This is a genomic window from Exiguobacterium sp. s36 (assembly GCF_018618345.1).
Taxonomy (GTDB): Bacteria; Bacillota; Bacilli; order Exiguobacteriales; family Exiguobacteriaceae; genus Exiguobacterium; species Exiguobacterium chiriqhucha.
In genome coordinates this window covers 1-14,315 of sequence record NZ_JACSLW010000011.1, presented here as the reverse complement: position 1 = coordinate 14,315, position 14,315 = coordinate 1, and the positions used below count along the sequence as shown (strand labels likewise).

Annotated in this window: 14 protein-coding genes; all 14 read left to right on the top strand. The window is 51.0% G+C overall.

Going from position 1 to position 14,315, the window contains the following annotated elements:
• Positions 1-8 precede the first annotated feature (8 nt).
• Positions 9-1,238 (top strand): tRNA lysidine(34) synthetase TilS, encoded by a 1,230-nt coding sequence (tilS, locus tag KNP95_RS15080; protein WP_058765137.1) that lies wholly within the window; start codon positions 9-11, stop codon positions 1,236-1,238.
• 35 nt (positions 1,239-1,273) lie between these two features.
• A complete protein-coding gene (gene hpt / locus KNP95_RS15075; RefSeq protein ID WP_021068188.1) occupies positions 1,274-1,819 on the top strand; it encodes a hypoxanthine phosphoribosyltransferase in 546 nt (181 codons plus the stop codon).
• 105 nt (positions 1,820-1,924) lie between these two features.
• Positions 1,925-3,952, top strand: a complete 2,028-nt coding sequence (gene ftsH / locus KNP95_RS15070; RefSeq protein ID WP_214838164.1) for an ATP-dependent zinc metalloprotease FtsH — start codon at positions 1,925-1,927, stop codon at positions 3,950-3,952.
• A 94-nt stretch (positions 3,953-4,046) separates the two neighbouring features.
• Complete coding sequence (locus tag KNP95_RS15065; RefSeq protein WP_021068190.1) at positions 4,047-4,811, top strand: type III pantothenate kinase; 765 nt, start codon at positions 4,047-4,049, stop codon at positions 4,809-4,811.
• Between the two features lie 20 nt (positions 4,812-4,831).
• A complete protein-coding gene (gene hslO / locus KNP95_RS15060; RefSeq protein ID WP_051627654.1) occupies positions 4,832-5,758 on the top strand; it encodes an Hsp33 family molecular chaperone HslO in 927 nt (308 codons plus the stop codon).
• Positions 5,759-5,844: 86 nt separating this feature from the next.
• Positions 5,845-6,798 (top strand): cysteine synthase A, encoded by a 954-nt coding sequence (gene cysK, locus KNP95_RS15055; RefSeq protein ID WP_021068192.1) that lies wholly within the window; start codon positions 5,845-5,847, stop codon positions 6,796-6,798.
• 94 nt (positions 6,799-6,892) lie between these two features.
• A complete protein-coding gene (locus tag KNP95_RS15050; protein ID WP_214838161.1) occupies positions 6,893-8,272 on the top strand; it encodes an anthranilate synthase component I family protein in 1,380 nt (459 codons plus the stop codon).
• Entirely contained in the window at positions 8,269-8,853 is a 585-nt protein-coding gene (gene pabA / locus KNP95_RS15045) for an aminodeoxychorismate/anthranilate synthase component II (RefSeq protein WP_029594412.1), read from the top strand. The genes KNP95_RS15050 and pabA overlap by 4 nt, the downstream gene beginning before the upstream one ends.
• On the top strand, positions 8,837-9,667 hold the full coding sequence (locus tag KNP95_RS15040) for an aminotransferase class IV (protein WP_029594413.1): 831 nt from the start codon (positions 8,837-8,839) through the stop codon (positions 9,665-9,667). Before pabA ends, KNP95_RS15040 begins: the two co-directional genes overlap by 17 nt.
• A complete protein-coding gene (folP, locus tag KNP95_RS15035) occupies positions 9,664-10,449 on the top strand; it encodes a dihydropteroate synthase (RefSeq protein ID WP_021068196.1) in 786 nt (261 codons plus the stop codon). Before KNP95_RS15040 ends, folP begins: the two co-directional genes overlap by 4 nt.
• Positions 10,442-10,807: a dihydroneopterin aldolase gene (gene folB / locus KNP95_RS15030; RefSeq protein WP_021068197.1), complete on the top strand. Its 366-nt coding sequence runs from the start codon at positions 10,442-10,444 to the stop codon at positions 10,805-10,807. The genes folP and folB overlap by 8 nt, the downstream gene beginning before the upstream one ends.
• Complete coding sequence (gene folK / locus KNP95_RS15025; RefSeq protein ID WP_021068198.1) at positions 10,804-11,307, top strand: 2-amino-4-hydroxy-6-hydroxymethyldihydropteridine diphosphokinase; 504 nt, start codon at positions 10,804-10,806, stop codon at positions 11,305-11,307. Before folB ends, folK begins: the two co-directional genes overlap by 4 nt.
• 79 nt (positions 11,308-11,386) lie before the next feature.
• Positions 11,387-12,325, top strand: coding sequence for a tRNA dihydrouridine synthase DusB (dusB, locus tag KNP95_RS15020; protein WP_051627769.1), 939 nt, complete (start codon positions 11,387-11,389; stop codon positions 12,323-12,325).
• Between the two features lie 145 nt (positions 12,326-12,470).
• Positions 12,471-13,961: a lysine--tRNA ligase gene (gene lysS, locus KNP95_RS15015; protein ID WP_021068200.1), complete on the top strand. Its 1,491-nt coding sequence runs from the start codon at positions 12,471-12,473 to the stop codon at positions 13,959-13,961.
• The last annotated feature ends 354 nt before the right edge of the window (positions 13,962-14,315 follow it).

Sequence of the window (14,315 nt, the reverse complement as noted above, 5' to 3'; positions counted from 1 at the left end):
GCGGACGGATGACGAGAGTATTGGTTGCCGTGTCCGGTGGAATCGATTCGGTCGTCTTGTTGGATCGGGTCATTCGGAACGGTATGGAAGTGGGCGTGGCCCATGTCCATCATGGACTGCGTCCCGAGTCGGATGAAGAGTATGAATTTGTGCGACGTTTGGCCGACAAGTACGACGTGCCATTTCATGGCAAACGGCTCGCTTTCCCGAACGGCGGTTCGCAGGCGAGTTACCGGACGGCACGATATGCGTTCTTTGAACAGGTTATGCAGAAGTTCGACTATACACAACTGATGACGGCCCATCACGCGGATGACCAACTCGAGACCGTCCTCATTCAACTGCAGCGTAACGTCGTCGAAGTGACGGGGATTCCTGAGCGTCGTCCGTTCGCAGGAGGAGAACTCGTTCGTCCGCTCTTATCGGAACCGAAGCGGGAACTGATTGCCTATGCCAAACGATACGGACTTGAATGGAGAGAGGATGCGAGCAACGCCACGACCGAATATTTGCGCAATCAAGTGCGGCATCAGATCGTGCCCCAGCTCCTCGCGTCGCAACCGGATCTTGTTCAAGTTGTGAGCGAAACAGCTCGGCATCAACGCGAATTGTGGCGGACCCGCTACCGACAGATGGAGAATTGGATCCAGGACAACGTGCGACTCGAGATGAAAGCGTTTCACGTGAAATCGGATAACTTGATGTGTCTAAATCCTGTCGAACGATACACCGTCGGGCGCCTGCTATCAATGCGCTACGGGGTAGAGGTGGGGACCGCGATCGACCGTCTGTTAACGAGTGCCCAAGGTTCTGGCCACTTCGACTTAGAGGGGTCATGGGGCCTGCGGAAACAAGACGGGCTCTTATCGTTACAGGCAACTGGTCAATCGCTCCTAGCCCCACACAAACAAGTGGTAACGACCTTCCCAGCGCATGTAGTGTTCGGGACTTCATTATTCTCACTAGACGTTGAGGATGATACGGACGGCATCCCGCTCGAGGCGATCGAGTTGCCGTTGATCATCCGCTCTGTCGAGGCTGGGGACGCGATGAAACTGTCCATCGGGACGAAAAAAGTCGCCCGCATCTTCATTGACGCGAAGATTCCGCGAGAAAAACGGCCTTTTGTCCCATTGGTAGTTGACGCAACGGGACGGATTATCGCTATAGTAGGGGTAAGAGTTTCCGATTTTCCGGATAAGTCGGGTGCGATGTGCCCACGATTAATGGTAAAATGATGATTGTGTCGGATAAGAAAGAGGAGGATTTTAAGATGTCATTAATGAACGATATGGAGAAAGTACTGATTTCAAGCGAAGAGATTCAAGGTAAAGTGAAAGAACTCGCTACAACACTTAGCGAAGAATATAAAGAAGAGTTTCCACTCCTCGTCTGCGTGTTAAAAGGTGCGATGCCATTCATGTCAGACCTCGTCAAAGAAATGGACATCCATTTAGAAATGGATTTCATGGACGTGTCGACGTACCATGGCGGAACGTCATCGACGGGTGAAGTTAAAATTGAGAAAGATTTAAATACATCTGTAGAAGGACGCGACATCTTGATTGTAGAAGATATCATTGATAGTGGACTCACGCTCGGCTATCTCGTCGACCTGCTCAAGTACCGCAAAGCCAAATCGGTTAAAATCGTGACGCTTCTCGATAAACCGACGGGCCGCAAGAACGGATTGTCGGCAGATTATAGCGGTTTCGTTATTCCGCACGAGTTTGTTGTCGGCTATGGTCTCGATTACGAAGAGAAATATCGTAACCTTCCGTACGTCGGTGTGCTCAAGCCGAGCATTTACGGGGGCTAACGTTTTTCTTTTGAAAATGCGTCGTGTTAAGATAAAAGAAATACCCAAAGTATACACATATACTGAATGGGCGAGAACATCGTTTCTCGGAATAGGAGGCAGAGAATGAATCGTGCAGTGAAAAACACCTTAGTTTTCGGTGTGATTTTCCTAGCCTTGATCTTGTTCCTTCAATATTTACAAAACCCGAATAGCCAGAGCGAGACGCTCACGTATTCGAAGTTCTTGGAATATGTGGAAGAAGGTCGGATTGAAACGGCAACCGTACAAGAAATTCCGGGAGCCATCTCAATTACAGGAGATCTAACAGGAGACGAAGATCAGCGTTTTGAAACGAATATCCCGGCCAACGAGGCCGAATACGCCGAAGTGCTCTCGTCACTTCGCGCGGATACCGACATCCAAATCGAAGAAGCAGAGTCGAGTGGTAGCTGGTTCAGCATCGTATTCGCGATCTTACCGTTCATCATCATCTTCATCTTATTCTTCTTCTTGCTCAACCAAGCCCAAGGTGGCGGTGGTGGCGGTCGTGTGATGAACTTCGGGAAATCGAAGGCCAAACTATACGACCAAGAGAAGCGCCGTGTGACGTTTGAAGACGTTGCCGGAGCGGATGAAGAGAAGCAAGAGCTCATCGAAGTCGTTGAATTCTTGAAAGACCCACGTAAGTTCTCGAAACTCGGGGCACGGATTCCGAAAGGTGTCTTGCTTGTCGGTCCTCCGGGAACTGGTAAAACATTGCTCGCTCGTGCAGCTGCAGGAGAAGCCGGTGTACCGTTCTTCTCAATCTCAGGTTCTGACTTCGTCGAAATGTTCGTCGGTGTCGGGGCGTCACGTGTACGTGACTTGTTCGAGAATGCGAAAAAGAACGCACCGTGTATCATCTTTATCGATGAAATCGATGCGGTCGGACGTCAACGTGGCGCTGGCCTCGGTGGTGGACATGACGAGCGTGAACAAACGCTTAACCAACTTCTTGTCGAGATGGATGGATTCAGTGACAACGAAGGGATCATCATGATTGCCGCGACGAACCGTCCGGATATTCTTGACCCGGCCCTTCTTCGCCCAGGTCGATTTGACCGTCAAATCACGGTTGATCGTCCGGATGTTAAAGGCCGTGAAGCAGTCCTCAAAGTTCACGCCCGCAACAAGCCACTTGATTCGACAGTCGACTTGAAGTCGATTGCGCAGCGGACACCTGGATTCTCAGGTGCTGACCTTGAAAACTTATTGAACGAAGCGGCGCTCGTCGCAGCCCGGTCTGACCGTTCAGCGGTATCAGTCGTGGATGTCGAGGAAGCGATTGACCGCGTCATCGCCGGTCCTTCTAAGAAGAGCCGTGTCATCTCGGAGAAAGAACGACAAATCGTCGCCTATCATGAAGCGGGTCATACGATTATCGGGATTGAACTTGAGAATGCAGATGAAGTGCATAAAGTGACGATCGTTCCTCGCGGTAACGCAGGCGGCTATGTCGTCATGCTTCCAAAAGAAGATCGCTACTTCATGACGAAACCTGAGCTTGAAGATAAAATCGTCGGTCTCCTCGGGGGCCGCGTGGCGGAAGACGTCATCTTCGGTGAAGTGTCAACAGGAGCAAGCAATGATTTCCAACGTGCGACTGGTATCGCCCGGAAGATGGTCATGGATTACGGGATGAGCGACAAGCTCGGGCCGCTCCAACTTGGGTCAAACCATGGTGGACAAGTCTTCCTTGGCCGTGACTTCCAAACGGAACAGAACTACTCGGATGCGATTGCACAAGACATCGACCTCGAGATTCGTGATATCATCAACCGTTGTTACGCGAAAGCGAAACAAATCTTGACGGATCGTAGAGACGATCTCGAACTCGTCGCGAAGACGTTGCTCGAAGTCGAGACGCTCGATTCGAAACAGATTCGTCACTTGATTAAGACGCGCGAATATCTTCCGCACGAACCGGAAGAGCCGTCTCAACCATCGAAAGATGATGCAAGCGACGAAGCGAAGAAAGATGAGGCGGCCGTCAAGCACGGACAAGTCATCGATCAGCCTGGAGTCGTTCAAGAAGCGAAGCCGGATGTTGTCCCTGAAGGCGATAAGCCGGAAGCGACACCGACGGAACGCCCGAACAACGAATCACGGTAAGTGTAAGAGACGAATGCCCTAAACAAGGCATTCGTCTTTTTTCGTGTTATAATTCGAGCGAACTGTAATTGACAACAAAGTGAGGAACGCTATCATGATTTTAGTGATTGATGTTGGGAATACAAATATTGTCCTTGGGATGTATGACGGCGAGACACTCGTCCATCATTGGCGCATCTCGACAGACCGCACGAAAACGACCGATGAATACGGCATGCTCGTGAAATCACTGTTCGATCATTCGAACGTCTCATTCGATCAGATTGACGGTGTGATTCTGTCTTCGGTCGTTCCGCCGGTCATCTTTCCGCTCGAGCAGATGTCGCAGCGCTACTTTAACGTCCGACCGATTGTCGTCGGTCCCGGCGTAAAAACCGGTCTCGACATTCATGTTGATAATCCGCGTGAAGTCGGAGCGGACCGCATCGTCAACGCGGTTGCTGGAATTGCCAAGTATGATGGACCGCTCATCATCGTCGATTTCGGAACGGCGACGACGTACTGCTATATTGATGAGAACCGCCGTTATCACGGAGGCATCATTTCACCGGGGATCATGATTTCGGTCGAGGCGCTCTATCAACGGGCGGCCAAGCTGCCGCGCATCGAGCTCGCGACACCGCCTACGGTCGTTGGGAAAAATACAATTCAAGCGATGCAGTCCGGGACGTATTACGGCTATGTCGCACAAGTCGATGGCATTGTCGGTCGTATGAAGCGTGAAGTCGGAGAAGCGACCGTGATTGCCACGGGCGGTCTCGCGCGTTTGATTAGCGAGCATGCAGAGACGATTGATGTCGTCGATTCATTTTTGACGCTCGATGGGCTTCGTCTCATCTATGAGCGCAACCAGAAATAAACTTAAAGGAGTTACTCGATATGATTCAACCAGAACAACAAGCATTACTTGACCAAATGAAAGCCGATTACCTCGTCCGTGCCCTCGGGTTCAACGGGGAAGTCCGCGCGTTTGCCGTCCGGACGACGAAAACGATCTTTGAAACGCAACTCCGTCACCAGACGACACCGGTCGCTTCAGCAGCGCTCGGTCGCACGATGACGATCGGGACGATGATCGGTGCGATGCAAAAAGGCGCCGCTCGCGTGACGCTCAAAGTCGAAGGCGATGGACCGATTGGGAAAATCATCGTCGATGCCGATACGGCGGGAGACGTGCGCGGTTACGTGTCACATCCTCGTGTCGAAGGCGGCACGTTTGTGAATGATCACGGTTTGACGAAGTTGAAAGTCGGTGAAGCCGTCGGACGCGGGACGATCTCGGTCATTAAAGACCTCGGTTTGAAAGACTTTGTCGGCGGCTCGTCTGAGATTCAAACGGGTGAGATTAGCGAAGACTTCACGTACTACTTTGCGACGTCAGAACAAGTACCGTCAGTCGTCGGTGCGGGTGTGCTCGTCCTTCCAGAAGATGAATCGATTCTTGCGGCCGGTGGCATTATCGTTCAATTGATGCCGGATGCGTCAGAAGAGACGATTCAAGCGCTTGAACAGGCGCTCAAGACGTTCCCGCCAGTGTCGGTCCTCATCGGTGAAGAGAAAACACCGGAAGAAATGCTCCATATGCTCCTTGGCGACAGCCTCGAAGTGTTGGATCAAAAACCGGTTCAATTTAATTGCACATGTGGCCGCGACCGTATGGAAAGCGCGATTATCGGGCTCGGTGCCGAAGAGATTCGTCACATGATTGAAGAGGATGGCGGCGCTGAAGCGGTTTGTCACTTCTGCGGCGAGAAATACCACTTCTCGGCGGAACAATTAGAAACGATGAAACAACAAGCACGTTGACCGCTTTACTCCAAATTGCATATTTTGAATCTGATAGGGTATGATTACAATATCGGAATAGTCGGAATTATGGAGGAGGAAATGAAATGCGTATCGTAGATTCAGTAACAGACTTGATTGGAAAGACACCGATTGTGAAGTTGAATGGATTGACTGGCGCTGAAGATGCCACGGTTTACTTGAAATTGGAGTATATGAACCCGGGCTCTAGCGTAAAAGACCGGATTGCGCTCGCGATGATTGAAGCGGCTGAACGAGAAGGGGTCTTGAAACCAGGAGATACGATTATCGAACCGACCAGTGGGAACACGGGAATCGGTCTCGCCATGGTCAGTGCGGCCAAAGGCTATAAAGCGATTTTGGTCATGCCGGAAACGATGAGCATGGAACGTCGCAATTTGCTTCGTGGCTACGGTGCCGAACTCATTTTGACGCCGGGTCCTGAAGGGATGGGCGGAGCGATTCGCCGTGCGACGGAAGAGGCTGAACAAAACGGTTATTTCCTCCCGCAGCAGTTTAACAATGAAGCTAACCCGAACGTGCACGAGATGACGACAGGACCTGAAATCGTCGACGCGTTCGATGCGTCAGGCCTTCAAGTCGATGCGTTCATCGCCGGCGTCGGGACAGGTGGAACAATCACGGGAGCGGGTAAAGTGTTGAAAGCCCACTATCCGAACGTTCAAATCCTAGCGGTCGAACCGGTCGATTCACCGGTCTTGTCGGGTGGTAAACCAGGCCCGCATAAAATCCAAGGGATCGGGGCCGGGTTCATCCCGTCGATTCTAGATACGGAGATTTATGAAGGTGTCCTTCAAATCACGACCGATCAGGCGTTCGAATACGCACGTCTTGCGGCCAAAACGAACGGCGTGCTCGGAGGCATCTCATCTGGGGCGGCGATCGCAGCGGCTGTCGATACGGCGAAACGTCTCGGCAAAGGGAAAAACGTGCTGGCAATCATCCCGTCAAACGGAGAACGCTACCTCAGCACACCGCTCTATCAATTCGATGAAGAATCAGATAGCGTACGCTCGTAAACAAACGGCAGTTACCGGGAGACAACTTCTTTCGGTAACTGCCTTTTCTTGTGTACAATTAAAGGCATGAATCAGTGGAACGGGGGAATGTGGCGTGAGACAAACAGCGTTCAAAACCATGAGTATGACAAAAGAGAAGATGTACGACACATATATGACATTGACGGAAGGGAAGAAGCATTATGCGTGGTTAGAGAGCGGACGCGTCGGCCGCTATACAATGGCCGGGATTGAACCGTTCGCTACGCTTCACGTGAAAGATGGGGTCGGAACGTTCGAGACATCAGAGGCGACGGAAACACTTTACGGTGACCCGCTCGACATCGTCGAAACAATCCGGACCCGGTACGCCACCGAGCGGCCAGCTGGCGCTCCCCCGTTTTTTGGCGGGATGATCGGCTATGTAAGCTATGACGTAGCCCGAACGCTCGAACGTTTACCGCGGCAAGCGGCAGACGATTTGGCGACACCGGACGTCTCGTTCTTGCTGTTCGATGAAGTAGCGGTCTTCGATGAAGAAGAATCACTTTTATATATGCTCGTTACGACGGACAATCAGTTAGAAGTGAAACTCGATCGCTTTGTCGCCCTCTGGCACACCGAGACGCACTATTCGTTCCCACAGGTCGCGAGCGGAACGCTCGAACGTTCACGTTCATTGTCACAAGAGAATTTCGTGACGGCGGTGCAAAAGATTCAAGACTACATCGTCGAGGGCGATGTGTTCCAAGTGAACTTGAGCGTCCGGCAGTCGGAACCGCTACTCGCACACCCGCGTCACATCTACGACACGCTCCGGAAAGTGAACCCTTCACCGTATATGGGTTATTTCGTTGACGGTTCGCTCACGATGGTGTCGGCTTCGCCGGAACTGTTGCTCGAGAAACATGGCGCCGCCATCTCGACCCGCCCGATTGCTGGGACGAGACCACGAGGACGAGATGAGGCGGAAGATCTGGAACTGGCTCGGACGCTGCTCGATAATGAGAAAGAGCGGGCCGAACACGTCATGCTCGTCGACCTTGAACGAAACGACTTGGGCAAAGTCGCGGCTTACGGGACAGTGCATGTCGATGAGCTGATGGTCATCGAGAAGTACTCGCACGTCCAACATATCGTCTCGAACGTGCGCGGTTTGATGCGGGACGGCATATCGGGAGCCGAAGCACTCGGCGCGATGTTCCCGGGCGGCACCATCACCGGGGCACCGAAAATCCGGACGATGGAAATCATCGAAGAACTCGAACCGGTCCGACGCGGGATTTATACCGGCTCATACGGCTGGCTTAGTTGGGATGATGACCTCGTGTTCAACATCACGATTCGGACGATGGTCGTCAAGGACGGAATCGCCCATGTTCAGGCTGGTGCCGGGATTGTGATTGATTCGGATCCTGAAGCGGAGTACGCCGAATCACTTTCCAAGGCGAAAGCGCTATGGACGGCGAAAGAAAGGACGGAGACGACGGTATGATTTTACTCATCGATAACTATGACTCGTTCACATACAATTTAGTTCAATACTTTGGGGAGCTCGGTGAACAACTCGTCGTCCGTCGTAACGATGACATCACAATCGAGGAAATTGAAGCGCTCGCCCCAAGTTATCTCGTCATTTCGCCTGGTCCGTGCACACCGAGTGAGGCGGGTATCAGCATCGATGCGATTCAGGCGTTTGCCGGTCGCATCCCAATTCTTGGCGTCTGTCTCGGACATCAAGCGATTGCTCAAGCGTTCGGCGGAAAAGTCGTCCATGCCGAGCGGCTCATGCATGGCAAGACGTCAGCGATTCAACATGACGGAAACACGCTGTTTAACGGCATCCCGCAACAGACAATCGTGACACGCTACCATTCGCTCGCGGTTGAACGAGATGCGTTACCGTCGTGCTTGAAAGTCACGGCCGAGACGAGCCTGGGAGAGATTATGGCACTCCGGCATGAAACGTTACCGATTGAAGGGGTGCAGTTTCATCCGGAAGCGATTTTGACAGAACACGGCAAAGACATGATTCGTAATTTCGTCGAGGTGTATCGTCATGTGGCTTTGGCATAACGGCGAACTGCGAGGCAGCTCTGAAGTAACGATTCCGGTGGAAGATCACGGATTTTTATATGGGATGGGCCTATTCGAGACGTTTCGAACGTTCAATGGCACCCCGTTCTTGTTTGATCTTCACTGGGAACGTCTCGAAAAGAGCTTAGCAGAACTATGGATCGACCTTCCTTACACGAAACAAGAAATCGAACAGGCGATTCAAGATGTCGTTCGTCAAAACGGGACCCCGAACCTGTATGTGCGCTTGAACGTGTCCGCGGGGGTGGCGCCACTTGGACTCTACGACGGACGCTACACTCGTCCGAACGTGACACTGCTCGTCAAGCCGTTACCGGAATCGTTCCAGCCCACGGAAAAACGGCTGGAAGCCATCCCGTTTCCGAGAAGTCGGCCCGAAGCAGCATTCCGCTTAAAATCCCATCATTATATGAACAATATATTAGGGAAGCGCATGCTCGTTGATCGGGAGGCGGAAGGACTGTTCGCCGATGACTCAGGACATGTCGTAGAAGGGCTTGTCTCGAATATCTTCTGGGTCGAAGCTGACCAACTTTGGACGACGCCGCTCGCGACGGGACCTCTGGCTGGGGTCACGCGACGTTGGGTGATGGATACGTTTGATGTGAAGGAACGTGATGTGACGTTTGCTGAACTTACACAGGCAGACGAGATTTGGTTGACCAATTCGGTTCAACAGATTGCTCCGGTCACAGACTATGCCGGGAACAGTTATCCAGGAAAAGACGGGGCAAAATTTAAAGCATGTTGGTCTGTCTTATTGCATGCGATTGAGAGGGAAGAAACGCGATGACAAAAATCATGGGAATTTTAAATGTGACACCGGATTCGTTTTCGGACGGAGGACGGTATACGGCGCTCGAACAGGCGGTCGCTCACGCCAAGCAACTCGTTCAAGACGGAGCGGACGCGATTGATATCGGCGGGGAATCGACACGGCCGGGAGCCCGGTTCGTCTCGGCGGAAGAAGAAATCGAGCGAGTCGTTCCTGTCATTCGTCAACTGAAGCAAGAGCTCGACGTGCTCATCTCGATCGATACGTACAAACCGGTGGTGGCAAAGGCAGCATTAGAAGCCGGGGCCGATATCATCAATGACGTCTGGGGCTCGAAGTGGGGCGATCAATCGATGGCACAAGTGGCACGGGCGTTTAACGTTCCCATCATCTTGATGCACAATCGCGACAATCGAAATTATGGCCATTTCATTGAGGAGGTCGTCGGTGACTTGTATGAATCGATTGAAATCGCTCAAGCGGCAGGTGTGCCGGATGAGATGATTTGGTTAGACCCGGGAATCGGCTTTGCGAAAGACTATGCGCAAAACATGGAGTTGATGAATCGACTCGATGTGATCACGAACCTCGGTTATCCGGTGTTACTCGGAACGTCGCGGAAATCATTTATCGGGCAAGCGCTTGATTTACCGACCGAAGAACGACTGGAAGGGACACTGGCGACGACGTGTCTAGGCATCATGAAAGGCTGTGCGTGGATTCGGGTCCATGACGTACGAGAGAATAAACGAGCGTCACTCATGATGGACGCGATGCTGGGAGGCGGACAAATTGGATAAGATGTTTGTGAATGGGATGCGTTTTTACGGCTATCACGGTGTGTTTGCAGAAGAGAATCGACTCGGTCAACGGTTTAACATCGATTTGATGTGTGAGTTGGATTTGGCGCCGGCTGGACAATCGGATGATTTATCAGACGGGGTCAGCTACGCCGGTCTCTATCAATTGACGGAAGACATCGTCACCGGGGAGCCAGTCAATCTACTTGAGGCGCTAGGCGAGCGCATTACGACGGCTGTTTTGGCCCACAGCGACAAGATTCAAAGCGTCACCGTCAAAGTGATCAAGCCGGACCCGCCCATCCCGGGTCATTATGACTCAGTCGCAATTGAGATGACACGGAGACGGAACGTATGATGTACGTAGCGCTGGGCTCGAACATTGGGGAGCGTGCCAACTATCTGGCAGAAGCGATTCAAGCGATGGCGGTAAACGGTCTTCAGGTGACGAAAGAGTCATCCGTATATGAGACGGCACCGGTCGGATACACAGATCAGCCATCCTTCTATAATATGGTCGTCGAAGTCGAGCCGTCGCTTTCTGCGGAAGCAGCCTTGCTTCAACTCCAACAGATTGAACGGGATCTAGGGAGAGAACGACTATTCAAGAATGGACCGCGTACAATCGACCTTGACATCTTGGTCTATAACAGCGAAGATATACAATCGAAGCAGTTAACTGTTCCGCATCCACGGATGCATGAACGCGCTTTTGTCCTTGCCCCGTTCGCGGAGATTGCTCCGGCGGTCGAGGTAAAGGGAATGACGGTGCGGGCGTTGCTAGAAGCCCTTCCTGCGTCGGAACGACAAGATGTCGTCCGTCTCGGGCCGTTACAATCATTAGTCAGCTCGGTTTAACGTTAGCAAAGGAAGTGGAGAAGTGTCAGGGTTCAAAATTGGTAACATCGATATAAAGAACCGCGCCGTCCTTGCCCCGATGGCCGGAGTGACAAACCCTGCGTTTCGTTTGATCGCTAAAGAATTTGGCGCGGGACTCGTCTGTGCTGAAATGGTCAGCGATAAAGGGATTTTATTGGAGAACGCAAGAACGCTCCGGATGCTGTACGTCGATGAACGGGAAAAGCCGCTCAGCCTTCAAATTTTCGGCGGTTCGAAAGATACACTCGTCAGAGCGGCCCAGTACGTAGATCAAAACACGAATGCGGACATCATCGATATCAATATGGGTTGCCCGGTCCCAAAAGTCACGAAGTGTGAGGCGGGTGCCAAATGGTTGCTTGACCCGGACAAAGTTTACGAGATGGTGAACGCCGTCTCGAATGCGGTGGATAAGCCGGTCACGGTCAAAATGCGCCTCGGTTGGGACGAAGACCATATTTATATTCTCGACAATGTTCGGGCGGCTCAATCCGGAGGAGCGGCGGCGATTGCGATTCATGGTCGTACGCGGTCTCAACAATATGAAGGAACCGCAAACTGGGATTGGATTGGCGAAGCCAAGAAGATTGCGACGGTTCCGATTATCGGTAACGGCGATATCTCGACACCTCAAGAAGCAAAACATGCGATTGATCACTATGGTGTCGATGCCGTCATGATCGGGCGGGCAGCGCTTGGTAACCCATGGATGCTGTATCAAACGGTGCAGTATTTGGAGACGGGTGATCTTCCGCCAGAACCAGCGGCGCGTGAAAAAATCGACATCTGTATGTTGCACCTCGATCGCTTGATTGCCATCAAAGGAGAAGTGACGGCCGTTCGCGAGATGCGTCAACATGCGGCGTGGTACTTGAAAGGGTTGAAAGGCAGCGGCCCGGTTCGGAAGCAAATCAACGAAACGGAATCGCGAGATGCTTTTGGCATCGTGTTGTATCATTTTGTGGAACAGCTCGAGCGACAAATGCAAGAAGTGTGAACTAGTGAAAAAAATTGATTTGTGGTAAGCTTGTTTGGCGAAAAAGTGAACCACACAAGCAAACGGTTTAGGCTGTGCTGTTGGCCGTGAGGCTGACAGTTTTTTATTAGACATCCCCAATACGTATAGAGGAGTGAATGGAGTAGTGAGTCACGAGTTGGAAATGAATGACCAAATGCAGGTTCGGTTTGAAAAAATGACCGAGATGCGTGAACAAGGGCTTGACCCGTTCGGACGTCGGTTCGAACGTTCTGCCCACGCCGGTGAATTACATGAACAATATGAGGCAATTGAAAAAGAAGCCTTGGCCGAACAAGACGTCGAAGTGACGCTTGCCGGACGAATCATGACGAAACGTGGAAAAGGGAAAGTCTTCTTTGCCCACATCCAAGACGTCACAGGACAAATCCAAATCTACGTGCGTAAAAATGACGTAGGTGACGAACCGTTCGATTTATTCAAATCATCTGACCTTGGTGACATCGTCGGGGTGAAAGGGAAGCTGTTCAAGACGAACGTCGGCGAATTGTCGATTCATGTTGAAGAGTTCGAACTCTTAACAAAAGCACTTCGTCCGCTTCCTGATAAATATCATGGCTTAAAAGATGTTGAGCAACGCTATCGTCAACGTTATTTGGATTTAATTACGAATAACGATTCGCGTCAAACGTTTATTCTGCGTAGCCGGATCATCTCGGAAATTCGGAATTTCTTGAACCATCGCGGTTACTTGGAAGTCGAAACGCCGATGTTGCATACAATCGCAGGTGGAGCGGCGGCCCGTCCGTTCTTGACGCACCATAATGCACTTGATATGGAATTATATATGCGGATCGCCATCGAGCTTCATTTGAAGCGCTTGATTGTCGGTGGTCTCGAGCGCGTGTATGAGATTGGCCGTGTCTTCCGTAATGAAGGGATCTCAACACGTCATAACCCAGAGTTCACGATGATTGAATTGTATGAAGCGTATGCGGACTATAATGACATCATGGATTTGACAGAAGAACTCGTAGCTCACGTAGCCCAAGAAGTTCTTGGCACGACGGACGTTCAATATGGAGAAGATACGATTCATTTGGCTGTCGGTTGGAAACGTGCGCACATGGTCGACTTGGTTAAAGAAGAAACAGGCGTCGATTTCTGGCAACAGATGTCTGATGAAGATGCACGGGCGCTTGCAAAAGAGCACGGTGTCGAGATTCAAGACCATATGACATTCGGTCACATCGTCAATGAATTCTTTGAGCAGAAAGTCGAAGAAACATTGTTACAACCGACGTTTGTCACCGGTCACCCTGTCGAAGTATCGCCATTGGCGAAAAAGAACGATACAGATCCACGCTTCACGGATCGATTTGAATTGTTCATCGTTCGTCGTGAACATGCTAACGCCTTCACGGAATTGAATGATCCGATTGATCAGCGTGAGCGTTTCGAAGCTCAACTTCTTGAGAAAGAAGCAGGGAATGACGAAGCCCATGAATTGGATAACGATTTCCTTGAGGCACTCGAATACGGAATGCCGCCAACGGGCGGTCTTGGAATCGGAATCGATCGCCTCGTCATGTTGTTGACGAATGCACCATCGATTCGTGATGTTCTATTGTTCCCGACGATGAGACACCAACAGTAAAGAATCATTTTAACCTCTCGTTCTTACAGACGAGAGGTTTTTCTATGGAGAATGTTGCCGGTTTAAAGAGACTAAAAACTTTTTTAGAAAAACTTTTGCAAAAAGTCTTGCGTTCTATTTAGGGATGCGGTAAAGTAATAAACGTTGCCGCTGATGGCAGCGGAAAAGAATAAAAAAAGTGGTTGACAACTGTGTCGATGACTTGTATTATTTTAAGAGTCGCCAATGAGCGACAAACGAACTTTGAAAACTGAACGATGAGGCAAAAAAAGTTTTACAATTTTTGAATGAAGCGCAAGCTTCGTCATTTTTAAAGAGCTATATCAAATTCTTTGGAGAGTTTGATCCTGGCTC